This window comes from Nocardia sp. NPDC127526, from assembly GCF_042672265.1.
In the GTDB taxonomy this organism is placed as follows: Bacteria; Actinomycetota; Actinomycetes; order Mycobacteriales; family Mycobacteriaceae; genus Nocardia.
The window spans coordinates 277,827-301,522 of record NZ_JBHXVO010000006.1 but is presented as its reverse complement, the minus strand read 5'-3'; the positions used below and the strand labels follow the sequence as shown (position 1 = coordinate 301,522).

General features: G+C 67.1%; 22 protein-coding genes. 13 read left to right on the top strand and 9 right to left on the bottom strand.

Annotated features, from left to right (window positions below; all coding sequences use genetic code 11):
* The first annotated feature begins 145 nt into the window (after positions 1-145).
* Positions 146-958 (top strand): RNA polymerase sigma factor SigF, encoded by an 813-nt coding sequence (locus ACFVIV_RS14530; RefSeq protein ID WP_379196230.1) that lies wholly within the window; start codon positions 146-148, stop codon positions 956-958.
* Between the two features lie 71 nt (positions 959-1,029).
* On the opposite strand, the gene ACFVIV_RS14525 is transcribed toward ACFVIV_RS14530, so the two are convergent.
* Positions 1,030-1,995 carry a DoxX family membrane protein gene (locus ACFVIV_RS14525; protein WP_379196228.1) on the bottom strand — a complete coding sequence of 322 codons (966 nt, stop codon included), beginning with the start codon at positions 1,993-1,995 and terminating at the stop codon, positions 1,030-1,032.
* A gap of 138 nt (positions 1,996-2,133) precedes the next feature.
* Here ACFVIV_RS14525 and ACFVIV_RS14520 point away from each other — a divergent pair, with 138 nt between their 5' ends.
* The 3 genes from ACFVIV_RS14520 (at position 2,134) to msrA (ending at position 4,042) form a co-directional block, all read left to right on the top strand.
* The gene (locus tag ACFVIV_RS14520) at positions 2,134-2,964 is read left to right on the top strand and encodes an alpha/beta fold hydrolase (protein ID WP_379196226.1); all 831 of its coding nucleotides are present in this window, start codon (positions 2,134-2,136) and stop codon (positions 2,962-2,964) included.
* A gap of 113 nt (positions 2,965-3,077) precedes the next feature.
* Positions 3,078-3,533, top strand: coding sequence for a peptide-methionine (R)-S-oxide reductase MsrB (gene msrB, locus ACFVIV_RS14515; RefSeq protein WP_379196224.1), 456 nt, complete (start codon positions 3,078-3,080; stop codon positions 3,531-3,533).
* Between the two features lie 44 nt (positions 3,534-3,577).
* A complete protein-coding gene (msrA, locus tag ACFVIV_RS14510) occupies positions 3,578-4,042 on the top strand; it encodes a peptide-methionine (S)-S-oxide reductase MsrA (protein ID WP_379196382.1) in 465 nt (154 codons plus the stop codon).
* Positions 4,043-4,114: 72 nt separating this feature from the next.
* Here msrA and ACFVIV_RS14505 read toward each other — a convergent pair whose 3' ends face one another.
* Both ACFVIV_RS14505 and ACFVIV_RS14500 read right to left on the bottom strand, forming a co-directional pair.
* Complete coding sequence (locus tag ACFVIV_RS14505; RefSeq protein WP_379196222.1) at positions 4,115-5,857, bottom strand: cutinase family protein; 1,743 nt, start codon at positions 5,855-5,857, stop codon at positions 4,115-4,117.
* 145 nt (positions 5,858-6,002) lie between these two features.
* The gene (locus ACFVIV_RS14500; RefSeq protein WP_379196220.1) at positions 6,003-6,602 is read right to left on the bottom strand and encodes a TetR/AcrR family transcriptional regulator; all 600 of its coding nucleotides are present in this window, start codon (positions 6,600-6,602) and stop codon (positions 6,003-6,005) included.
* Positions 6,603-6,676: 74 nt separating this feature from the next.
* Here ACFVIV_RS14500 and ACFVIV_RS14495 point away from each other — a divergent pair, with 74 nt between their 5' ends.
* The 6 genes from ACFVIV_RS14495 to ACFVIV_RS14470 all read left to right on the top strand — a co-directional run bounded on the left by ACFVIV_RS14495 (position 6,677) and on the right by ACFVIV_RS14470 (position 12,596).
* Positions 6,677-7,237 (top strand): maleylpyruvate isomerase family mycothiol-dependent enzyme, encoded by a 561-nt coding sequence (locus ACFVIV_RS14495; RefSeq protein ID WP_379196218.1) that lies wholly within the window; start codon positions 6,677-6,679, stop codon positions 7,235-7,237.
* Between the two features lie 30 nt (positions 7,238-7,267).
* Positions 7,268-7,999, top strand: coding sequence for a hypothetical protein (locus ACFVIV_RS14490; protein WP_379196216.1), 732 nt, complete (start codon positions 7,268-7,270; stop codon positions 7,997-7,999).
* A gap of 577 nt (positions 8,000-8,576) precedes the next feature.
* Entirely contained in the window at positions 8,577-10,223 is a 1,647-nt protein-coding gene (locus tag ACFVIV_RS14485; protein WP_379196214.1) for a CocE/NonD family hydrolase, read from the top strand.
* A 119-nt stretch (positions 10,224-10,342) separates the two neighbouring features.
* Entirely contained in the window at positions 10,343-11,005 is a 663-nt protein-coding gene (locus tag ACFVIV_RS14480; RefSeq protein ID WP_379196212.1) for a DUF998 domain-containing protein, read from the top strand.
* A 241-nt stretch (positions 11,006-11,246) separates the two neighbouring features.
* The gene (locus ACFVIV_RS14475; protein ID WP_379196210.1) at positions 11,247-11,657 is read left to right on the top strand and encodes a nuclear transport factor 2 family protein; all 411 of its coding nucleotides are present in this window, start codon (positions 11,247-11,249) and stop codon (positions 11,655-11,657) included.
* Positions 11,658-11,744: 87 nt separating this feature from the next.
* Complete coding sequence (locus ACFVIV_RS14470) at positions 11,745-12,596, top strand: hypothetical protein (RefSeq protein ID WP_379196208.1); 852 nt, start codon at positions 11,745-11,747, stop codon at positions 12,594-12,596.
* 1 nt (position 12,597) lies between these two features.
* Here the strand turns inward: ACFVIV_RS14470 and ACFVIV_RS14465 are convergent, their stop codons facing one another.
* Entirely contained in the window at positions 12,598-13,275 is a 678-nt protein-coding gene (locus ACFVIV_RS14465) for a FadR/GntR family transcriptional regulator (protein ID WP_379196206.1), read from the bottom strand.
* 217 nt (positions 13,276-13,492) lie between these two features.
* On the opposite strand from ACFVIV_RS14465, the gene ACFVIV_RS14460 reads away from it, so the two are divergent.
* From ACFVIV_RS14460 to ACFVIV_RS14450, 3 genes are read left to right on the top strand one after another with little or no spacing between them, the layout of a single operon-like run.
* Positions 13,493-14,959, top strand: a complete 1,467-nt coding sequence (locus ACFVIV_RS14460) for an amino acid permease (RefSeq protein WP_379196204.1) — start codon at positions 13,493-13,495, stop codon at positions 14,957-14,959.
* Positions 14,956-16,005: an asparaginase gene (locus ACFVIV_RS14455; RefSeq protein WP_379196202.1), complete on the top strand. Its 1,050-nt coding sequence runs from the start codon at positions 14,956-14,958 to the stop codon at positions 16,003-16,005. The genes ACFVIV_RS14460 and ACFVIV_RS14455 overlap by 4 nt, the downstream gene beginning before the upstream one ends.
* Positions 16,006-16,027: 22 nt before the next feature.
* Complete coding sequence (locus ACFVIV_RS14450; RefSeq protein WP_379196200.1) at positions 16,028-17,449, top strand: aspartate ammonia-lyase; 1,422 nt, start codon at positions 16,028-16,030, stop codon at positions 17,447-17,449.
* Here ACFVIV_RS14450 and ACFVIV_RS14445 read toward each other — a convergent pair whose 3' ends face one another.
* The 5 genes from ACFVIV_RS14445 to ACFVIV_RS14425 form a co-directional block, all read right to left on the bottom strand.
* On the bottom strand, positions 17,450-18,526 hold the full coding sequence (locus ACFVIV_RS14445) for a serine hydrolase domain-containing protein (protein WP_379196198.1): 1,077 nt from the start codon (positions 18,524-18,526) through the stop codon (positions 17,450-17,452). It lies immediately after the preceding gene.
* Between the two features lie 82 nt (positions 18,527-18,608).
* Positions 18,609-19,613 (bottom strand): YncE family protein, encoded by a 1,005-nt coding sequence (locus tag ACFVIV_RS14440; protein ID WP_379196196.1) that lies wholly within the window; start codon positions 19,611-19,613, stop codon positions 18,609-18,611.
* A gap of 128 nt (positions 19,614-19,741) precedes the next feature.
* Positions 19,742-21,121 carry an FAD-dependent oxidoreductase gene (locus ACFVIV_RS14435; RefSeq protein ID WP_379196194.1) on the bottom strand — a complete coding sequence of 460 codons (1,380 nt, stop codon included), beginning with the start codon at positions 21,119-21,121 and terminating at the stop codon, positions 19,742-19,744.
* Between the two features lie 10 nt (positions 21,122-21,131).
* The gene (locus ACFVIV_RS14430; protein ID WP_379196192.1) at positions 21,132-21,926 is read right to left on the bottom strand and encodes a S1 family peptidase; all 795 of its coding nucleotides are present in this window, start codon (positions 21,924-21,926) and stop codon (positions 21,132-21,134) included.
* A 157-nt stretch (positions 21,927-22,083) separates the two neighbouring features.
* Entirely contained in the window at positions 22,084-23,559 is a 1,476-nt protein-coding gene (locus tag ACFVIV_RS14425) for a glyceraldehyde-3-phosphate dehydrogenase (RefSeq protein WP_379196190.1), read from the bottom strand.
* Positions 23,560-23,696 lie beyond the last annotated feature (137 nt).

The window sequence follows — 23,696 nt, the reverse complement described above, 5'->3', positions numbered from 1 at the left end:
TGAAGTTGAAAACTGCAGTTCGGACTACCCGCCACCAATCTGGCCAAACAAACTGAACCCTACTTCGGTCTGTTATTACGTTTCGATAACGCGGGATCGGGTATTCCAATGAGGTCGGATTCTCTATGAGATCGAGGAGCAGCAGATGCCGATCACCGACGCTCGACCGAGTCGGGCGGAACACACCGCCGACCCCTACGAGAACATCGAACCCTGGTTCGAGAAGATGGCCGCGCTGGCGCCGGATGACCCACAGCGCAGGCGAATTCGCGAGGAAGTCCTCCAGATGTGCCGCCCGCTGGCCGAACACGTCGCCCGGCGTTTCACCGGCCGCGGCGAGGAATTCGACGATCTTTATCAAATCGCGTCGCTGGGATTGGTCCTCGCCGTCGATCGCTTCGACGTCACCCGCGGCAGCAACTTCCTCTCCTTCGCCGTGCCCACCATCATGGGCGAGGTGCGCAGGCACTTCCGCGATCACACCTGGGCGGTGCGAGTTCCCCGCCGCACCAAGGAGATCCAGCACCGCATCGGCCCCGCGATCGAACTGCTGGCGCAACGCTACTGCCGCATGCCCACCGCGCGCGAACTCGCCGCCGAACTCGAGGTCGAACTCACCGAGGTCACCCAGGCGCTGGTCGCGCGCAATGCCTACAAGGCGCATTCCCTCGACGCCGCCTCGGACACCGATGAGGGCACCGTGCGCTCGGTCGTCAACACCCTCGGCGCCGACGAGCCCTGCTACACGCTCATGGAGGACGCCATGGCGGTGCGCCCGCTCATCGCCGAACTGCCCGAGCGGGAGCGCAGCGTGCTGATCATGCGTTTCTACGAGCACATGACGCAGTCACAGATCGCGGCGCGCCTGCGCGTGTCGCAAATGCAGGTCTCCCGCATCCTGAGCCGCACCCTCGCGACCCTGCGCAAGCAGGCGCTGAGCGACGGCCACCGCTCCTGATCCCCGCGTAGCTCGCGTACCTGATTCGGGTACGCGAGCTTTCGTCCGTCCAGCTCCGCGAAACCGTTTGCCTAGCTGCGCGACACCCTGGTCTCGACACCGTCGCGCACCGACTCGACCAGCCGCGTCCCGCGCTGCCGGGCCGTCGCCGCGAGTTCGGGTCCGCGGTCCCTGACCAGTTCGGCCAGCTCCGCCTCCCATTCCCGCACGGCCTCGGCCAGTTCGGCTTCCTTCTCACGGAGGGCATCCGCCCAGCCGGGGCCACGGTCCTTGGCCATCCCGGCCAGCTCCGCACCGCGTTCCCGGGCCAGCTCGGCCAGTTCGGCGCCGCGGTCGCGGGCCACCTCGGCCAGCTCCGCACTCCGGTGCCGCGCCGTCTCGGCCCATTCCGGCCCGCGTTCCTTGGCGATCTCCGCCCACTCCGCCCCGCGTTCGCGCGCCAGCTCGGCCAGTTCCGCACCCTTGTCCGCCGCCAGCCCGGCCAGCGCCTTGGCGCGAATCGCCGTGTCGTGCAACTGTTCCGTCAGAGCCTCGCCGGTATCACTGGACGCCCCGACCGGAATCGCCGCCGACACCGCGGCCGCGGTCCGGCGCGCCGCCCGCCGCCCGCGCCAGCCCAGCGACGGCTTGCCCTCGGTATCGGCGCTCGCGATGAGCAGCCCCCCGAGCAGGCTCACATCCTTGAGGAACGCGTTGCGCTTGATGGCCTTCCGCTCCGGGTCCTTCTCCGCCCAGAAGTCCTGTTCGATCAGCGCCGAGGGCACCACCGTCGCCGCCAGCACCAGTGCCGCCGCCCGCGGCGCGCGCCCCAGGGCCAGCAATACCCCGCCCACGACCTGCGCCCCGGCATTGATCCGCACCACCAGCTCCGGATCATCGGGCAGCTTCGCGCCGATGTCCTCGGTGCTGCGGTCCTTGGCCTGTCGCAACAGCACCCCCGCCACCTCGACCCGCTGCTCGGGATGCATCAAGGTGTCGACCCCATCCACCACAAACGCCGACGCCAGCAGCGGCCGCGCAACTCGTCGTAACAACATGAACATCCCCTTTACCTAGATTTGCCTACCGATCGACCGGATACCTCCCCAACCTCGAAGCAAACGCCGAGGACCGGTACGTCAGCGAGGGAAAATGAGCAAACCCATAATCAGGTAGGCATATGTTAACGTCGCGATATGGAGTCGATTCAGCAGCGGGCCGCGGCCTTCGAACGCGACCTGGACCGGAGACAGCTGCGCGCGAACGGGCACGACTGGTCCTATTACCTTGGCGGACAAGGCATTCCCGTACTACTCCTGCCCGGCGGGGCGGGCATCGCGATCAGCTGGCTCGACCTGACGCCCGCGCTGCTACCCGATTTCACCGTGCTCACCGCCGACTATCCCGCCACCGCAACATCATTCGACGAACTCGCCGACGGCCTGATCGCCGTCCTGGATGCGGAGCACATCGAATCCGTGCATCTGATCGGCCAATCCGCGGGCGGCATGCTGGCCGAGGTGCTCTCGCGCCGCGCGCCGCGACGGATCGAATCGATCGTGTTCACCGGCACCGGCCTGTATGGGCCCGAAGACATCGAGCGACTGAAAACCCGTGTGGCAGCCACGGAATCGACACCGTGGGAGCAGACTCGCGCGGCCGCCCGGCAAGCCTTGCGCGCCGCCTGGCGGGATTCCGCCGAAGCCGAGTTCTGGGTCGGGCAAGTGGACGCCGCCTACGACCGCGCCGGCCGGCAGGGCTCCGCCAATGCCCTGCGCTGGCTGCTCGATCTGGCCGAGCGCCTGCCCGAACTGCAACAGCAGCCGCCGTGGCAGGGCCCCACCCTCATCGTCCGATCCGACGACGATCCTCTGATCACCGAGACCCACACCGGCCGCCTGCGCGCGCTGCACCCGCACACCGAGTTCGAGGCCTTCCCCACCGGCGGCCACTCCCTGCTGGTGACCCGCCCGGCCGATTACGCGGCCGTCGTGACCGGCTTCCTGCGGCGCCGGACAACCGGATAGCCCGCGCGTACGCTCGGGACAGCGATAGATGACGGAAGTATGACGTGGCCCGGCAGCGGGGAAGGTCGGTGCAGGGGCGTCGGTTGTACGTGTGGCCGAACCGAGGAGGTCAAGTGGCGCAGGAATACAACCGGAATCCGGCGGCGGTCGCCGCGCTGTCGCCCGAGCAGTACCACGTTACGCAGGAGAACGGCACCGAGCGGGCGTTCACCGGCGAGTACTGGGACAACCACGAGCCGGGAATCTACGTGGACGTGGTGTCCGGGGAACCGTTGTTCGCATCGGTGGACAAATTCGACAGCGGGTCCGGATGGCCCAGCTTCACCAAGCCCATCGACGGCGGCACCGTGGTCGAGAAGAAGGATCGCAGCCATTTCATGATCCGCACCGAGGTGCGATCCACGCACGGCGACAGCCACCTCGGGCACGTGTTCCCCGATGGGCCGCGCGAGGCGGGCGGGCTGCGGTATTGCATCAACTCCGCGGCGCTGCGGTTCATTCACCTCGATAACCTCGAGGCGGAGGGCTACGGGCAGTACAAGACTCTCTTCACGAAGGAGGAAGCGTGACCGACACGCGCAAGGCGATTCTGGCCGGCGGATGCTTCTGGGGCATGCAGGATTTGATCCGCAAGCAGCCGGGAGTGGTGTCGACCCGGGTGGGCTACACCGGCGGGGTCAACGACCACCCGACCTATCGCAATCACCCGGGGCACGCGGAGGCCGTGGAGATCATCTACGACCCGGCGCGCACGGATTACCGGGCGTTGCTGGAGTTCCTGTTCCAGATCCACGATCCGACCACCAAGGATCGCCAGGGCAATGACATCGGCAGCAGCTACCGGTCGGCCATCTTCTATCTCGATGACGAGCAGAAGCGGATCGCGCTGGAGACCATTGCCGATGTGGACGATTCGGGGCTGTGGCCCGGCAAGGTGGTCACCGAGGTGACGCCGGCGAGCGAGTTCTGGGAGGCCGAGCCGGAGCATCAGGATTACCTGGAGCGGTATCCGGAGGGCTACACCTGCCACTTCCCGCGGCCGGGCTGGAAGCTGCCCAAGCGGCAGACGACCGCCTGATCGCCCGAAATAGCTCGAAAAGAACACAGCCGCAGGTCGATGACCTGCGGCTGTGTTCGTTCGGTGGAGCGGTCAGTTGGCGGGGGTGGTGGTGACCGGCGCCGTGGTCGTGGTGGGCGCGGTGGTCGTCGGGGCGGTGGTGGTCGGGGCGGTGGTGGTCGGCTGCGTCGTCTCCGGCAGCGCCACGTCCGCGGCGGTGGTGGGCGGGGTGGTCACCTCCGGGGCGGCGGTCGTGGTCAGCGGCGCCGCGGGATCGGTGGTGGTCGGCGCGGTCGTCGTCGGCGGCGTCGTGGTGGGCGCGGTCGTCGTCGGCAGCGTGGTCGTCGGACCGGTGGTCGTGGTCAGGGCCTTCGGGTCGCTACCGGGGGTGGTGGTGACCGTGGTGGTGCCCGACTTCGAGGTCGTGGTCGGCGCGCCCGAGGTGCTCTCCGGCGCGGCGGCCAGCACGGCGGCATTGGCCGACGGCTTGGCGGTCGTGGTGTTCAGCTCGCCGGCCTGCGCCTTCTTGGCCAGCTCGGTGAGCCAGGCCGCCGCGTATTCGGCGGAGGTCAGCGGCTTGCCGTCCTGGGGATTCGCATCGCGCCAGTAGTCGAAGTGGTGGCCGGTGCCGTTCGGGCCGAGGGTGAGCTTGTACGGGTCGCTCATGATGACCGGAATGGTGTTCTGGTTGGTCACGATGAGGCCGACGATCTCGTTGAAGATCTTCTGCGGCAGATACGCCAGCGGCGACATGTTCTCGGCCGCAATGGCGTCCGCGGCCGCGGGAGCCTTCTTCTCACCCGGCTTGTAGGCCGGGTCCGATACCCGCAGCAGCACCGTGAGGAAGGTCTCGTCGCTGGCCATCCAGTTCGGCTGCGAGGAGATATCCGCGAAGGCCGCCATGGCGATACGGCCCAGCGCGGTGGCGACATCCTGTCCGGTCGCCGGGGTGAGCCCCTCGCGTTCCAGCTGATCGGCATTCACCTGCCGGCCCACGTTCACGACCAGTTGCAGCAGCGAAATATTCTGCGGCGCCGAGCAGGTCAGGTCGCCGTCGGAGCAGAACGAGGCGATCTTGCCGTTCAATTTGCCGAAATCGCCGCTGGTGCCGGGCAGTGCGCCCTGGCCCGCCACCGGCTTCGCGCCGTTCTGATACTTCTGGTCGAAGCCGTCGGGATTGCTGAAGGGGTCCTGCGCGCCGATGAACGGGCCGTCGCCGGCCTGGCGACCGGAATCGGCGAGAATGACGACGCCGACCACATCGGCCGGATCGACAATCCCGTATTCCCCGTTCGCGCCGGGTTCCTGATTTCCGATCTTCATCGCCACGCGGCGCACCACATCCGCGCCTTCGCTGTAGCCGACGATCGAGAACTTGGTATCCGGGCAAGCCGCCGAAATCTCCGTCATCACCCGTTCGGCATTGGCCACACCGGTATTGACGGCATCTTCGTAGGTGGCCATATTCGCCGGATAGGCAATATAAACGGCAGCATAGGAGTCGGGGTCCACCGAGCCGTCGGGCGCATTGACCACCGGGTCCAGCCACTCGCTGGAATGATCACCCGCCAAAGCGGCGGGCAATTCCTCGCCATTGGCTCCCACCAGCAGTTTCGCCTCACCGGTGCGCGGTGTGTCACCACGTCCGGCGACCGAAATGGTCACCATGTCATGGCATTCCGTGACCGAGGCTTTGAGCTGTGTTTCCGTGGTGTCGTCCGGTGTCGACGACGTCACCGAAAACGTCGCTGCGACAGCCACTGCCACGCCCAGAACCGCGGGTGCAGCGACCGCGGAGGCTATGCGATGACGCGCGAAAAAATCGCCAAGAGCCATGCCCTTATTCCCCATTCCAAGAACAACTACAAGCGGACGGACAGGCTCCCGACAGACCGGCCCACGAGTCACGGGGAACGTCGGAGTTGGACGCTCGAGTGTTACAACGATGCTATTGCGGGCGTGTCGCGAATTCGATGAGCTGCTAACTCAGTCCGGCCACGGCGCGCATGGCGGCGCGGCCCCGCGCGGCGGCGGACGAGTCGTGCAGCAACTGAATCTCCTCGTTGATCGCCATCGCGGTGCCGATCAAGACGGTCGCGATCTCCCGCGGCGACCGGTGCGGCTGCGGCAGGTCGGCCTGCGCGGCAGCCACTTCGGCCGCGAGGAATGCACGCCACTCGACGGCGACCGCGGCGAGCCGGTCCCGGAGCACCCCGGGCCTGCCGTCGAGTTCGGTCGAGGCCGCGGTGACGAAACAGCCGCCGGGGAACGGGCACTCGGCCAGGTACTCGACCCAGCCGTCGATCAGTCGCGTCAAACGGCCCGCGCCCGGCGGGAACTCCGCCAGCGGTGCGATGACGGCCGCACGGAAGATCTGCCCGGCTTGTTCCAGCGCGGCGGCCTGCAGTTGTTCCCGGGAGCCGAAGGGGCCGACCACGCCCGCCTTGCTCATGCCCAATCGGTCGGCGAGCGAGCCGATGGTCAAGCCCTCCAGGCCGATTCGCGAAGCCTCGTCGACCGCGAGCCGCACGATCCGTTCCCGGGTGCGGGCGGCATCGGCGAATGAGCTACGCGGCGACATGAATCCAACTATAGCGTCCGATCGTTCGCTATAGTGATAGCGAACGATCGAACGCTAAAACCGGAGTGTGCCTGATGAGCGACCTGTTACGACTCGATGCGACGGCCCTGGCCTTGATCGGCCATGACATCGCCACCCTCGACGAGAGCGATCTCACCGCGCCGACGCCGTGCACCGGGTGGAACGTCGCGGACCTGATCGACCACATGAACGAGCGGCACGAGGAGATCATCGAAACCGTGCTGGGGCCGCTCGATGAGCAGGCGGCCGATCGGCGTGATGGCTTCGCCCGGATCGCGGCGCGCTGGATGGCCGCCATGGAGCAGGCCGGGGAGGTGGTGCGGCTTCCGCTCACCGGGACGATCCCCACCGAGATGGTGTTGCGAATCCACTTCGTCGACATGCTCGTCCATCGCTGGGATATCGCACGCGCGCTGGGGCGCCCGTGCCCGGTGCCCGCCCGCCTCACCGAGCTCGCTCTCCCCATGGCGCGGGCCACGACGGCTCCCGGCAGCCCGCTCAATGGACCCGGCGGCGTTTACCGCACTCCCCTGCACGAGGATTCGTCGCTGACCCCCATGGACAATATCGCCGCACTTCTGGGTCGGGATCCGCGGCGTGAAAACCATTGGTAGGGCGCTCGTCTCCGCCGCTACAGTTCCGGCATGACACGTTTGAATCAGATTGTCGCCGTAGAGAAAGGGATCAAGTCCCGGACCTTCTCCGAGCTCACCGACGCCCATCACAAGCTGGGTAAGAACCCGCTGCTGAGCGGTATTTCGCGCACCTACCGTCCCAAGGACGAGGAGGGCGAGCAGTTGCCGCCCGAGTCGACGCGCGTACAGGTGAAGTCCGAGGAGGTCCTGAAGACCACGGCGGAAATCCTGACCAAACTGTTCGACGTCGTCGCGACCAAGGATTGGGCGAACTGCACGGCCCGCGCCGATGTGGTGGTCGACGGGCGCACGCTGATTCAGGACGCGCCGGTCACCTATCTGCTGTTCCTGGAGAAGCAGCTGGTGGACCTGCACACCTTCGTGCGCAAGCTGCCGGTCCTCGACGCCTCGGAGTCCTGGGAGTACGACGCCTCCGCCGACTGCTACGCCACCGAGCCGGTGCAGACGGTGCGCACCAAGAAGATTCCGCGCAATCACGTGAAAGCCGAAGCGACGGAGAAGCATCCGGCACAGGTCGAGGTTTATCACGAGGATGTGGTGGTCGGCTACTGGCGCACCATCAAGTTCTCGGGCGCGCTGCCGGCCAAGCGGGTCAACGAGCTCACCGAGCGCGTCGAAAAGCTGCAGCAGGCGGTGAAGTTCGCCCGCGAGGAGGCCAATAATGCCGAGATCACCCAGCGCAAGCTGGGCGAGGACGTCTTCGGATATTTGTTTGGCTGACCGCCGCGCCACCGGCTACTGTCGGTGGTGCGCAAGGAGCGCAAGCTGAAACAGAAGTTCAATGTGACAGGCCCAGCGGCACAGTGGAGGTTCGAATCCTCCTCCCGCCATCCACGGCGGGATAGCCCAACCGGCAGAGGCACCGCGCCTTCAAACTCACGTTATCGCTCCAGTTTCAGCATTCGCCGCCGAACGCCGAATCGAGAGAACGGTTTCTCAACGTGAAGGCTGCGGGTTCAACTCCCGCCGGCCCAGCCACCAATGGGCCGTAGCTCAATCGCAGAGCGTCACGTCAACTTGAAGCTGATCCCGTTCTTAAACGTGTCGGCGTGTTGCAAATGGGCGGACACCGAAGCCCCGGGGCAGGCTAGGCCCCGGGGTTTCCTCATGGGTTAGCGCAGATGAGACCGGTTGTTACGATGCCGGATTCGACGGTGCGGGTGGGCGACGAGCGGTAGCATCGAAGCCAGGCTGGCCTGACCATTCAAAGTCCTTGTGTCAAACCACATTTCGTTAGTCCTGCGCTGCCGTGATCACGAACGGTGTTCGGGCGGAACAGGATCGAAAGGATACGGTCATGTCAGAGGCTCGTCAGTATCAGTTGCGCTTGCTGGCCCCCGACCAGGAGGCGATGGCCGACGCGGTCGTCCAGGCCCTGCTCACCGGCTCGACCGCCGGGGTTCCCGAATACCTGGCCGACGATATCGCCGCGGTGCGCGGTCAGAGCAGTCTCGGCGCGGTGACCATCCATCGCGAGAAGGGCGTAGCACTCGACGGGTTCGCCGCGCGGCCGCTGCTCGGGGGCCCGCACCCGCTGATCGTCATGCCCGCGGGCTTGGACGCCACCGGCTGGAAGATGTACGCCGGAGCCATCGTTCGGCTGCTGATGCGCGGTTATGCCGTCGTCGCCTATACCGAGCGCGGACTGCCGGGCTCCGGGGGCGAGCTGACCGTCGCCGGGCCCGAGGACGTCGCGGACGGGCTCGCGGTAATCCATTGGGCCATCGGGAACGCCGACCTGAACATCGATGAGAATCGCATCGGCATGGCCGGGATCTCCTATGGCTCCGGCATCAGCCAGCTGGTGGCGAACAATCCCGAATCGAAGGTCAAAGCCGTTGTCGCCCTGAGTACTTGGGCGGATCTCGGCGAAGCACTCTACGACAACCAGACCCGGCACATTCAGGCCGCGAACGCCCTGGGCTCGGTCAGCGAGAATCCCAGTGCCGAACTGGAGAAGGTGCTCGCCGACTTCCAGGCCAACACCAATATCGAAGGGGTCCTGGACTACGCGAAACCCAGGTCGCCCGCGCAGATCCCGGAGCAGGACCTACGGCCCGTGCCGACCTTCTTCACCAGCTTCTGGCACGAGACGATCTTCCCGCAGAACCAGTTGCTCGCCTATTTCGACCGCTTCCCCGGCCCGAAGCGGCTGGACCTGGCGGTGGGCGACCATGGCGCGGTGGAGATTCCGGGTCTCATGCTGGGCGTGTACACCCGCACCACCGAAGCCGCCTACGACTGGCTCGACCACTATGTGCGCGAGCAGGACAACGACATCTCCCGGGACGGCGCGGTCCACACCGAGTCCATGCACGCCTTCACCTCGGCGGCAGCGCCGGATCTGCGCTCCTGGTCGCTTCCCATGCGCCGCTACCATCTCACGGCGCCGAACCCCGAATCCCCCGACGGCACGCTGACGCTCAACCAGCCGTCCTCCTTCAGCCACAGCTTCCAGGCGGGCGAGAAGCAGGTCCAAGCCGTGGAGAAGCTCGTCTTCGACGGCTTCGCCGAGCGCCTGCTCATGCCCAAGCGCCAGCGCTTCGCGGAGGTCGACCGCACCGCGGCCGCGGTCTGGACGACCAAGCCCGCCTTCCTCAAACCACAGCACATCGCGGGCATCCCCGCCCTCGAATTGACCGTCACCCCCTCCAGCGAAACCGTCACCCTCGTGGCCTACCTCTTCGACCACAATCCCTTCACCGGCGCCATGCGCATCATCACCCATGCCGCCACCACCGTGCACAACCAGCAGCCCGGCCAGCCGAAACCGGTGCGGTTGCGCCTGCAGGCCACCGACTATCGCATTCCGGTCCTGCACCGCCTCGTGCTGATCATCGACCCGAAGGATCCGCTGTACGGTGATGAAACCGCTGCGGGCGCCACCATCACGCTGTCCAGCGGACAGGACGGGGCCTACATCGACATCCCCATGACATCCTGACCGGACTCCCGCCGAAAGCCCCGGGCCGGTCCCGGGGCTTTCGGCAGATCGGCGGTCAGTTTCGCGCGCCCGCACCGTCTTCATCCGTAGCACCGCACCACGCCGGATGGAGACTCGTCATGACCGTCACAGCCACCACCACATCGGCCCGCCGCCTGATCCCTGCCATCGGCGCCGGCTCCGCCCTGTTCATCACCGCGGGAATCATCGGCGGGCTCACCCGCGCGAGCTTCGACATGGTCAAGAACCCGCTGAGCCAGTTGAGCACCGGCGATCTCGGCTGGCTCAATATCGCCAACTTCGTCGTCTCCGGCCTGCTCATGCTGCTGGGCGCCTACGGCCTGCGCGAGGTCCTGCGCGGGCAGCCCGCCGGGACCTGGGGCCCGCGCTGGATCGCCCTCAACGGCGTCGGCCTCATCGCCGGGGGCGTCTTCGTCACCGATCCGGCCTTCGGCTACCCCGACGGCGCACCCGCACTCGCACCGGACACGCTGAGCTGGCACGGCTGGCTGCACGCCGTCGCCCCGATCATCGGCATGATCGGCGCCGTCGGCGCCATGGTCGCCTTCGCCCTGCGCTGGCGCCGCGCCGGCCATACCGGCCTTGCGGTCTACACCGTCCTCACGATGATCGTTTATGTCGTCGGCGGCTTGTCGGTCCAGGCCACCCAGAACGCCGAGGGCTACTACAACTTCATCCCGCTGTGGATCACGGGCGTCATCGCCGCCGTCTGGATGATCGTGCTCTCCGCCCGAGTCCTGTCCGAAACCCGCGCGCAGTAACCGATTTCACTACTCACGGCGCGGCGTCGTCCCGGCGTAGGTCGACCCCGCGCCACCGATGATGGCCAGCAACGTCTTCCGCAGCCGCTGCACCTCGGCCCGCCCGCCCGGTCATCGCCGCAGGGGCCGCCCTGCTTTCGGCAACCGCGCCTCGATCGGCTTACCTCCGAGGTAATCGACGCGCCGCAGACACCCTGCAAACATCGTCTGTGCCACCAGCCAGCGAGAGCAGGAGAACCGAATGACCGCCGCCGAGGCCACCCGCACCACCGTCGATGCCTTCCTCGCGGCCCGCGCCGCCGCCGACACCGCCGCCATGACCGCTCTGTTCGCCGATGAAGTCGACTGGGTGCTGGCCGACAATCCGAACGTCCCCTGGATCCGCCCCCGCCGCACCGCGGCCGAATGTGCCGCCCAGTTCGACGAATTGATGTCCCACGTGGTTCCCGAGGAGGCCGAGGCCACCATCGACACCTTCCTCGTCGATGGCACCGAAGCCGCGCTCTTCGGTCACGTCGCCGGCAAGGTCCGCGCCACCGGCAAGACCTTCGAAGGCCCTTTCGCCCTCCGGCTGACCGTCGAGAACGGCCGCATCACCCGCCACCACCTCTACGAGAACAGCCTCTCCATCGCGCAGGCCTGCCTGCGGTGAGCATGCGCCGGTGATCGCTTGGCTGTCGGCTCTTTCCGTGGAAGATGGTGAGCGGGCCATCTTGTCGAGCGAGCCGGAGGAATCGAATTGTCCAGTCCCGCAGCTTCATCGCTGTCTTCCGGGGTCTCCGGTCGTGCGGTCGCCGCGCTGGCAGCGCTGGCCGCGGTGCTCGCCGCGGCCTTCGTGCTCGCCCCGCGCGCGTTGGCGGCGAGCGGGCCGGGGGACGGCTTCGCCGATGAGGAGGACATTCGGGCCTCGTTCCGGGCGGCGTTCGTCGAGTATTGGGGTTCCGGCAGTGCGGAATTCCCGTCCGGGCTGGCGCGGGTCGTCGATTTCTGGTTTCACTATCACGTGGTCAAAGCGGTGATCGCGGCATTGCTGCTGATCGCGCTCGCCTGGCTCGGCGTGCTGCTGTGGAAGGCATTTCTGAGCGCAGGCGGTGTCGGGGCGGGACGGAAGGCCGTTCTCGGGGCGGGCGGTGTCGTCGCGACGGTGCTCGCGCTGTTCTCGGTGGTGCTGGTCATGGCCAATATCCAGGGGGCGGTGGCGCCCTTCGCCTCGCTGTTGCCGATGCTGACGGACGGGACGGCCGATGCCGAGCTCGCCGCGACGCTCGATCAGGTCCGGCAGGGCCTGGCCGAATCCGCGGACGGCCCGACCGCACCCGCCCTCGATGTGATGATCAGCGACTTTGCCCGGTATCACGTGGTGATGGCCGTGATCGCCGCGGTCGTTGCGGTCGTCCTCATCGGCCTGAGCGTGCTGTCGTGGATCGGCGTCGCACGCAGCTCCGACCCGCGAACGAGACGCGTGCTGGGCTCGTTCGGGGCCCTCTCGGCAGTGTTGTCGCTGGCCGCGATTGTTGTCGCGGTGGCGAATACGACGACCGCGGCGGACTCGGCCCCGGCGCTCGCGGCGCTCTTCGAGGGCGGGTGGTGAGTCAGTCGCCGATGCGGGCGATGGTTTCGGCGACGCGTTCCAGGTGGTCGGCCATGGCGAGGCGGGCGCGTTCGGCGGAGCGGGCCTCGATGGCGCGCACGATGGCCTCGTGTTCGCGGTCGGAGTCGGCGCGGCGGTCCTGGGTCAGGTTGAGGAATTCGGACTGCACGTCCAGGGCGCGGCGGGTGTCGGCGACCATCGAGGTGAGCATGGTGTTGCCGCTGGCCGCGGCGATGGCGGTGTGCAGTTCGCCGTCCAGGCGGACCCATTCGTGGGCGTCGGTGGTGGCGGCGAGCTGGTCGAGGATGTCGAACAGGCGGTGCAGCTGGTCGGGCGAGTGGCGATCGGCGGCGAAACCGGCGGCGGGGATCTCGACCAGCTGACGGGCCTCGATGAGGTCGCGGGCGTCGATGCCGGCGAAGGTCAGCTTGGCGCTCTCCTTGGCGGAGATGACGAAGGTGCCGCGGCCGGTGTGCGTTTCGGTGAGGCCGAGAATGGCGCAGGCTTGCAGGGCCTCGCGGACCACCGGGCGGCTGACCCCGAATTCCTTGGCGAGGGCGATTTCGCCGGGCAGCCGGTCACCTACGGCGTATTCGCCGTCCTGGATGAGGCTCTTCAGTCGACGAAAGACCGCCTCCGTAGCGCCGATGCGCTGCACTTGTCCCTCTCCGACCGTCACGCGACCAGTATGGTGACTCGGCCGATGCGGCGCAAAAGCGCTCGGCCTGCGTTTTCACTGGGTGAGACGGCCGGCTTGCACCGGATGGGACCCCCGGCATTGACAGCGGGTGTGATCCCGATTACCTTCTACCTGTCTTACAGCCTGACAGCCTTACTGCCTGAGCGCTCATATTCGCATGCTCACCAGGACTGTCGGGGTCCGAGGAAGGTTTTCCATGCAGCACCAAGAACTGCCGCCGCCCGCGGCCGGCACCCCCGCGCCCCGAGTCGACCTGGGTGACGTCGGCTATCAGAAGGGCCTGCGCAAGCGGCACATGCAGATGATCGCCATCGGCGGTTCCATCGGCACCGGCCTGTTCCTCGGCGCCAGCGGCCGCATGGCGCTGGCCGGGCCGTCGCTGGCCATCGTCTACATCATCTGCGGCATCTTCACCTTCATGGTGGTGCGCGCGCTGGGCGAGCTGGTCATGTACCGGCCCTCCTCCGGCGCGTTCGTCTCCTACGCCCGCGAATTCCTCGGTGAGCGCGGCGCGTACTCGGTGGGCTGGCTGTACTTCCTGAACTGGTCCACGACCCTGGTCGCCGACATCACCGCGGTCGCGCTGTACGCGCACTTCTGGTCGTTCTTCGTGCCGGTGCCGCAGTGGGTGCTCGCATTGATCGCGCTGGCGGTCGTGGTGGTGCTGAATGTCGTCTCGGTCCGGCTCTTCGGCGAGATGGAATTCTGGTTCGCCCTGATCAAGGTCGGCACCATTGTGGTGTTCATGCTGGTGGCCATCGGCTTCATCGTCACCGGCACCGCCATCGACGGCAATGTGCCCGGCATCTCCACCATTACCGACAATGGCGGCCTGTTCCCGAAGGGCCTCGCGCCCATGCTGACCATTGCGCTCGGCGTGGTGTTCGCCTTCGGCGGCACCGAGATGATCGGCGTGGCCGCGGGCGAATCCGACAATCCGCGCGCCGTGGTGCCGAAGGCCGTCAACTCCATCATGTGGCGGATCATCCTGTTCTACGCCGGGTCGGTCGTGCTGTTCACGCTGCTGCTGCCGTGGACGGCCTACTCCGGGGACGAGAGCCCGTTCGTCACGGTCATGAGCAAGATCGGCATTCCGCACGCGGGCGATGTGATGAACCTGGTGGTGCTGACCGCCGCCATGTCGAGCCTGAACGCGGGTTTGTACGCGACCGGCCGCACGCTGCGGTCCATGGCGGTGGCCGGGGCCGCGCCGCGCTTCGCCGCGCGAATGAATCGCAACGGCGTGCCCTACGGCGGCATTCTCATGACCAGCGCGGTCGGCATCGCGGGCGTGGTGCTGAATATGGTCATGCCGCACAAGGCTTTCGAGATCGTGCTGAATCTGGCCGGCCTCGGCATCGTCGGCACCTGGGCGTCGATCATGGTGTGCCACTGGATCTTCGTGCGCAAGGCCGAGCGCGGGGAATACCAGCGGCCCGAATTCCGGCTGCCGTTCGCGCCGGTGCTGAATATCGCGACGCTGGGCTTCCTGGTCGCGGTGGTCGTGCTGATGTTCTTCGACGAGGAGATCGGGCGGATCACGCTGGTCGTGTTCCTGGGTGTGGTGGCCGCCATGGTGGCGGGCTGGTTCCGGGTGCGCGGGCGGCTCGATCCCGAGGTGCTGGCGCCCATCGGCGCGAGCGATGAGGCCAAGGGCCTATGAGCGACGGTCTGGGAATGACCGCGGCACAGCGGGTTCCGGAGCGGCGCGTCGACATCCTCTATACCGGGGGCACCTTCGGGATGGTCGATCTCGGCGACGGACTGCGCCCGCGTTCCGGGATCGGCGGTGAGATCGCCGCTGTGGTGGATGAATTCGCCGCCGATCGCGGGACCGCCGTGACCCTCCGGTATTCCGAGCTCGATCAGGTCATCGACAGCGCCAATGCGGATGGCGGTACCGCGCGCCGCATTGGCGCGCGGGTGCGTGCCAATCTCGGCGCGACGCTGCCCGATGGCGTGATCGTCATTCACGGCACCGACACAATGGCCTACACCGGCGCCCGGATGGCCTTCGACCTGCACGATATTCCGGTGCCGGTGGTGCTCACCGGGGCGCAGATCCCGCTGGGGCAGGCGGGCAGCGATGCCCGGGACAATCTGCGCCTGGCCCTGGATTCGATTGCCGCCTATCCGGATCCGGGCACGTTCATCGCCTTCGGCACCACGCTGCATCCCGCGGTGCGGGCCAGTAAGCGCAGCTGCGACGGCTACGACGGGTTCACCACCCTGCGGAAGTTCACGCCGCCCGCGCCACCGCTCACCATGCCGTCCGGGACCGGCGAAACCCAGGTGCCGGTGGGTCTTTTCACCGCATTCCCCGGCATGGACCCGGATCTGCTCGACGCGGCCTTGCGCATCTATCACGGCGGCGTGGTGCTCGAATGCTACGGCGCGGGCACCATGCCGATGCACGGCTCCGCGACGGTCGAGGCGGTCCGGCGGGCCACCCGGCGCGGCACGCCCGTCGTCGTGATCACCCATTGCGACAGCGGCTCGGTCGATCTCGGCCTGTACGAGCCCGGGCGGGCCCTGCTCGAGGCGGGCGCCATCGGCGGCGGGGACATGACCCGCGAGGCCGCGCTCGCCAAGCTGTCCCATCTCGCCGGTCTCGGGCTGCCCGCGGCCGAGCTGCGCCGGTGGATGACCACCAATCTGCTCGGCGAACTCTCGAATTCCCCTGTCCCCCCATCCATCGACGAACACTGAACGCGACCGCACGGAGCCGACGATGACCACAGAAACCCGCACCGAAAACGATTCCCTCGGCACGCTCGAGGTGCCCCGCGCCGCCTACTGGGGCATTCACACCGCCCGCGCGCTGGACAACTTCGCCATTTCCGGCGACAGCATCGGGCGGTATCCGGCGCTCATCGCCTCGCTGGCGGCGGTGAAACAGGCGGCCTGCCATGCCAATCGGGACCTCGGGTTGCTCGACGCCCGCCGGGCGGAGGCCATCGAGGCGGCTTGCGCCGAGATCCGGGGCGGTGCGCTGCACGATCAGTTCCCGATCGACCCGATCCAGGGCGGCGCGGGCACCTCGACGAATATGAACGCCAACGAGGTCATCGCCAACCGGGCGCTGGAACTGCTCGGCCTGGAGCGCGGAACCTACTCCGAACTCGATCCGCTCGATCACGTGAACCTGGGCCAGTCCACCAACGACGTCTACCCCACCGCCGTCAGACTCGCTGTGGTTCAGCACATTCGGCTGCTGGTGGCCGCGCTCGGCCGGTTGATCGATGAGTTCGCGGGCAAGTCGGCCGAATTCGCCGATGTCATCAAGATGGGCCGCACCCAGCTGCAGGATGCCGTCCCGATGACCCTCGGTCAGGAGTTCGGCACCTTCGCGGTCATGCTGCGCGAGGACTGCGCCCGCCTCGAGGAGGGCATCGCCCTGCTGCGCGAATGCAATCTCGGCGGCACCGCCATCGGCACCGGAATCAATGGCCACCCTCGCTATTCGGCGCTGGCCTGCGCCCACCTGAGCGATCTCACCGGCGAGCACATGATCCCCGCCGAGAACCTCATCGAGGCCACCCAGGACTGCGGCGCCTTCGTCCAGGTCTCCGGCATTCTCAAGCGGGTCGCCGTCAAGCTCTCCAAGATCTGCAATGACCTGCGCCTGATGTCCTCCGGCCCGCTCACCGGCCTGCGCGAGATCAATCTGCCTCCGGTGCAGGCCGGTTCGTCGATCATGCCCGGCAAGGTCAACCCGGTCATCCCCGAGATCGTCAACCAGGTCGCCTTCGAGGCCATCGGCGCCGACCTCACCGTCACCATGGCCGCCGAAGGGGGCCAGTTCCAGCTCAACGCCTTCGAGCCCATTATCGGCTACAGCCTGCTCCGCACCACCGCCCACCTGACCGCCGCCGCCGACACCCTGGCCACCAAGTGCGTCACCGGCATCACCGCCAACCGCGACCTGCTGGAACAGAACGTGCACCGCTCCATCGGCATCGTCACCGCCCTCACCCCCCATATCGGCTACGCGGCCAGCGCCCGGATCGCCAAGCACGCCTTGCAGACCGGCCAGCCCGTCAGCGAAATCGCCACGGAATTCGGCCTGCTCGAACCCGACACGGTGAAAGCCCTTCTGGCGCCCCACCGCCTGGCCGGCCTCCCTGCCCCCGAACCGGCGGCCAGCCTCTAGCTATCCGCACACGGCGTCGTGGATCATCCGATCCACGGCGCCGCCGGACGCACCGGTGATGGAGAGCGTGATCCCCCGGCGGCCGTCCGCACTGCGCATGGCGTGCGAGCTGAACCCGTTGACGTAGCCCTCGTGCCCGTAGGCCACGCACCCATCGCCGAGGTAGTACTCGTAGATCCCGAGCCCGTACCCGTAGGAACCGTTCACGGGTCGCACGGCACGCATCTCGTCCAGCAGGTGCGGCGGCAGCAAGCGACCGCCGAGCAGTCCCGCCAGGAATGTGTCGAGATCCCGTGCGGTAGAAACGATTCCACCGGCGGCCCAGACATACGAGGGATTCTGATCGGTCACATCGACCACCCCACCGCCATAGTCGTAATAGGCGCGAGCATTGGGCCCGAGGATGGTCTCCGCCGTCTGCGGAACGCTGGTGGCGAACATCAACAGCGGCAGTGTGATTCGAGCATAGATATTGGCGTGGTAGGGCAGCCCCGAAACCCTCTCGATGAGCAACCCCGCAAGAATGTAATTGGTATTCGAGTACGCCCAACTGCTGCCGGGCGTGAACTGCAACGGCTTACCGGTCGCCCAATGCACGAAATCGGAAGGCTCCCAATCCCTCCGAATATCGGCGAGCGTATCCCGCACCAACGGCCCATGCCCCGCCCCGCCATTGAGGTAGTCCGCCAGCCCGCTCGTCTGCCCGAGCACCATCCGCACGGTGATCCGAGGGTCCACCCCGTATTCCGGCAATCGATCCGCGACCGCATCGTCGAGCCCGATCCGCCCCTCCCCCACCAACTGCAGCAGTGCCGTGGCGGTCATGGTCTTGGTAACACTCCCGATCCGGAACCGTCCACCCCCCAGCACCGGCACCAGCCATTCCATATCCTCCACCCCCGCCGACCCATCCCAGTCCCCTCCGGGACTGTGCACATGAGCCTGAACCCCGGCGGCCCCCGCCGCGACAATGCCGTCCAACTGCCGCTGCCACCGCCCGGCATCAGCAGCGGCAGGAGTCTCCACGGCACCCGCGAACGCCATCACGGCGGACAGGACGAGCAGCACTCGACGCATTTCGCGCACAGTAATACCCAGCAAACCTCGAGCATCGGCGACACGCGCGGCCGAACCGGACGGGATCCGCAATCGCCGCGAATCAGCCCGCTTCGCCCGGTTTCAGGACTGTCACGTTCCCGGCCAGGAAGACGTTGACGTAGACCTTGTGGGATGAGGGGTCGACGGCTACGGCTTGGGGGCTGTCGCCTACCAGGAGGGTTGCGGTGACGGCGTTGGTGTCGGTGTCGATCACTACGACGGGGCCGCCGTCGCCGCCTGCTTCCTTGGGGCGGACGTCGTTCTTGGTGAGGTAGAGGGCGCAGGCGGCGGGGTCGACGGACATGCGGAAGGGGGTGCCGCCGACCGGGATGGTGGCGAGCAGGCGGCCGGTCCAGGTGTCGAGCACGGTGACCGAGCCGTCGTCGTTGGCGCAGTAGACGCGCTGGGTGGCGGGGGCCACGGCTACGCCGCGGGGGCGGCCGCCGCAGTCGATGGTGCGGGTGATGGTGTTCGTGCGGGTGTCGATCACGGTCAGGCGGGAGGTGCCGAAGTTGGCCAGGTAGAGGCGGTTACCGGCGGGGTCGAGGGCCATGTCGTCGGTGTAGGTGCCGATGGGGATGGCGGTGGTGACCGTGCGGGTGACCTGATCGATCACCGAGAGGTAGTCGGCGCCGAAATGCGAGACGTACAGGGAATTGGTCACCGGGTCGAGGGCGAGCACGTCCGGGCGGTTGCCGATGGGGATGGTGGCGGTGAGGGTCTTGTCGTCGATATTGACGATCGAGATGGTCTGCGCCTGGTAGTCGGCGGTGTAGAGGGTGCGGGTGTCGGGGTCGAGCGCCAATCCCTGTGCGCCCGCGCCTACTTCGATCTTGTCGATGACCTTGTCGGTCCGGGTGTCGATGACCCAGACGAGACCGAGGAAGTCAGTGGCGTAGAGGGCGTGGGCGGCGGGGTCCACGGCGAACTTGCGGACCGTGCCCTGCATGGGAATGGTCGTGCCCACCTGGGTCGCCGGGCCGACCATCCCACCCTCGTCGGTATTCGAGCAGGCAATGCTGCCGGCCAGTGTCGCGCCGAGCACGATCGCGCGAACGACTGACATGAACGAGGGCATTCCGAGCCTCCTGCATCACCGGATAACCGGGCGTTGCGAACATTTCCCCCACACGATCGCGTCCCCGGCTTCCGATGTCCTCGAAACCTCGAGAATTCAGCTCAGATCGATAGCATTCATCCCCGCTCGTCGCGGCGGACCGCTGTCACGGCCTTGCGGGCGGCCACCAGAACCGGATCCCAAACCGGGGAAAACGGTGGGGCATAACCGAGATCGAGAGAGACCATCTGCTCGACGGTCATGCGGGCGGTGAGGGCCACGGCGGCGATGTCGATGCGTTTGCCCGCGCCTTCGCGGCCGACGATCTGCACGCCGAGCAGGCGTCCGGTGCGGCGTTCGGCGAGCATTTTCACTGTCATGGGGGCTGTACCCGGAAAATAGCCGGAGCGGCTGGTGGATTCGATGACCACGGTCACGAATTGGAGACCGGCGGCGCGAGCGTCCTTCTCGCGCAGGCCGGTTCGCGCTACTTCCAGATCACAGACCTTGCTGACGGCGGTGCCCACGACGCCGGGGAAGGTGGCGTAGTCGCCGCCCACGCCGGAGCCGATGATCTGACCGTGCTTATTGGCGTGGGTGCCCAGCGGAATGTGGCGCTGCGCGCCGGAGACCAGGTCGAGCACCTCCACGCAATCGCCTCCGGCCCAGATGTTTTCGTGGCCGCGGACGCGCATGGCGAGGTCGGTGAGCAGGCCGCCGGACGCGCCCAGGGGCAGACCGGCGGCGCGGGCGAGATCGGTGGCGGGACGGACGCCGATGCCGAGCACGACCACGTCGGCGGGGTATTCGGCGTCGGCGGTGGCGACGGCGCGGACTCGGTTCGCGTCATCGGTGCGGATTTCGATCACTTCGGCGTCGTCGATTACGCGAATACCCATGCCTTGCATGGCTTTCCGGATCAAGACGCCCATATCCGGGTCGAGGGTGGACATCGGCTCCGGTCCGCGGTTGAGCATGGTGACCTCGTAGCCGCGGTTGATGAAGGCTTCCGCCATCTCCACCCCGATATAGCCCGCGCCCACCACGATCGCGCGGCGGCCCTCGGTGGACTCAAGGGTGTCGATGAGCGCCTGCCCGTCGTCGAGAGTCTGCACCCCGTGCACGCCCGCCGCGTCCATTCCGGGCAGCGGCGGCCGGATCGGCGTCGCCCCGGTGGCGATCACGAGTTTCCCGTACCCGGTCCAGCTCTCCGCGCCGGTCTCCAGATCGCGAGCCCGCACCCGCTGTCCGGCGATATCGATCTCGACCACCTCGGTCCGCAGCCGCAGATCGATCCGCCGGGCCCGATGCTCCTCGGGCGTGCGTGCGATGAGCTCGTCTCGATCCCGCACATCTCCGCCCACCCAATAGGGGATCCCGCACGCCGAATACGAGGTGAAATGACCGCGTTCGAACACCACGATCTCGAGCTCGTCCGCCTTCTTCAACCGGCGCGCCTGCGATGCCGCGGCCATACCGGCCGCATCCGCGCCGATGACCACCACCCGTTCACTCATGCAGACCACGTTACGACCGGACGAAGGGCACATAGGCGGCAAGCCGGGTGTAGACGCCGGGGAATCCCGGGCGAGCACAACCGCTGCCCCACGACGCCAGCCCGGCGAGCACGCCGTGGATGATGGCGGGCCCGCCGCTGTCGAAGTTGCAGGTGTCCTGGCCGGGCGCGGCGGCGCACACCATCTGTGCGGGATCGAAGAACGAGCCGTAGGCGGCGGCACAGGCTGAATCGTCGGTGACCGCGACGGTGGTCCGACGGAGTCGATCGTTGGATGGATCACCGATGGACGTCTGGCCCCAGCCTTGGACGAGCACCGAGGCTCCGGGACCGTAGAGGTCGGTCCACTCCCGTTCGGGCAGGGCGAGCGTGGCCCGTTCAGGCAGCGGCGGATCGATGGTGACCATCGCAATATCGTTGTAGTGCACGGGATTCGACTCCCCCTCCAGCGAAATGAACGCTGAATCCGCGTATCCGGGATGCACGCGAATCGCCGTGGCCGTAACCGTCTCGCCCACATCGGCGGTCAGATCCGCACGCCCGAAGGTCAGCCGCAACAGCTCCGGCGCGGCCCGGAAGTGGTGCACACAATGGGCCGCCGTGACCACCGTCGCGGCACTCACCAGTTGCCCGGCACAGAACTGCCCCGAAGGCCGGATCGGCTCGGCGACGGGGAGCCGGATGGCCGCCAGCCACGGTGGCGGATCCGGCACGATCGTCCCGCCGACAACCGCTCGCGCCGGCGCGGCCAGGCCCAGCGCCATGGCCGCGATCACCATGATCGAGGCGCGATTCCGTCTGCTCATCGCCCGAGTAGCCATATCAAATGGCTATTATTACTGTTCGCGGCCGTATTGCTTGGCATTTCGCACTGTCGTGGCAGGAAGGCTTCCGGAAGGAACTCGCATAACAGCGTTCGGCCGCCGCGGAAAACCGCGACGGCCGAACATGTCCGGGTCCGAACTACGCGTCGGCCGCGACCAGCACGGGGGCATCCTCCTGCGCACCCAGTCGCGGGTACGTCGGGTATTCGATGCCCGAGATGTACTGCACCGTGCGGACAACCTGGCACGAGTAGCCGAATTCGTTGTCGTACCAGAGGTACAGGATCGCGGTGTCGCCGTCGACGATGGTGGCGTTGGCGTCGACGATGGACGCGGCGCGGGATCCGATGAAGTCGCTCGAGACCACGTCGGTGGCCGCGGTGTAGTCGAGGTTGCGGCTCAGCGGACCCGACAGCGACACCTGGCGCAGGTACTCGAGCACCTCGCTCGTGGTGACCTCGCGCTTCAGCTGCAGGTTCAGGATGGCGACCGAAACATCCGGCGTGGGAACGCGAATCGAGTTTCCGGTGATCTTGGCCTTGAAGTCCGGCATGGCCTTGGCGACCGCCGAGGCGGCGCCGGTCTCGGTGAGCACCAGGTTGAACGGCGCGGAACGTCCACGGCGGTCGGCCTTGTGGAAGTTGTCGAGCAGGTTCTGATCATTGGTGAACGAGTGCACCGTCTCGACATGCCCACGGACAATGCCGAATTCGTCATCCATCGCCTTGAGCGGCGGCACGATGGCATTGGTGGTGCAGGACGCGCAGGACACGATCTGCTCGGACTGGTCCAGCGCGAGGTGGTTGACGCCGTGCACGATATTCGGGACGTCGCCCTTGCCGGGCGCGGTGAGCAGCACCTTGGCGATGCCCGGCCGCAGGTGCTGCGACAGCCCCTGCCGGTCGCGCCACTTGCCGGTGTTGTCGATCAGGATCGCATTGTCGATGCCGAACTCGGTGTAGTCGATGGCGGCCGGATCATCGCTGTAGATGAACTTGATCACACTGCCGTTGGCGGTGATCGTATTGTTCTCCGCGTCGACCTTGATGGTCCCGTTGAACTGCCCGTGCACCGAGTCCCGCCGCAGCAGCGACGCCCGCTTGGCCAGATCGCCCTCGCCGCCCTTGCGCACCACCACGGCCCGCAGGTTCAGCCCATTGCCCGACCCGGTCTTCTCGATGAGCAGCCGCGCGACCAGCCGCCCGATCCGCCCGAACCCGTAGAGCACCACATCCCGCGGCCCCTGCGCCTCGGCCTTGTTGCCGCCGGTCACCTCCGCCAGCACCGCGGCGGTGAACTCGGGCACCGACAGCCCCCGCGCATCGGTGCGATACGCCATGACCAACCGCCCGAGGTCGATCTTGCACGGCCCCAGATCCAGGCCGCTGAGCACCTCGAGGAACGGCAGCGTCTCCTCGATCGACAGCTCCTCCCCCTCGATCTGCCGCGCGAACCGATGCGTCCGCAGAATGCTGATCACCGACTTGTTCACCAGCGACCGGCTGTGCAGCAGAATCGTCACCCCCTTCTCGCGATACAGCCTTCCAATAATCGGAATCATCGCCTCCGCGGAAGCCTCGTGAGCGTTCCAGCGGTCAAGGTGGTCGTTAGTCAACACAAGTCCTCGGGGTTTCCTCGATCTGTTTGTCGATCGATGCTATCCAGGGCCGCGCTATCACAAGGCTCCGCTACCCCCTTGTGAGGTCAGGGAGCCTTTTCACGGTGATGCAGGCCACACGGCAGGCCGATCGC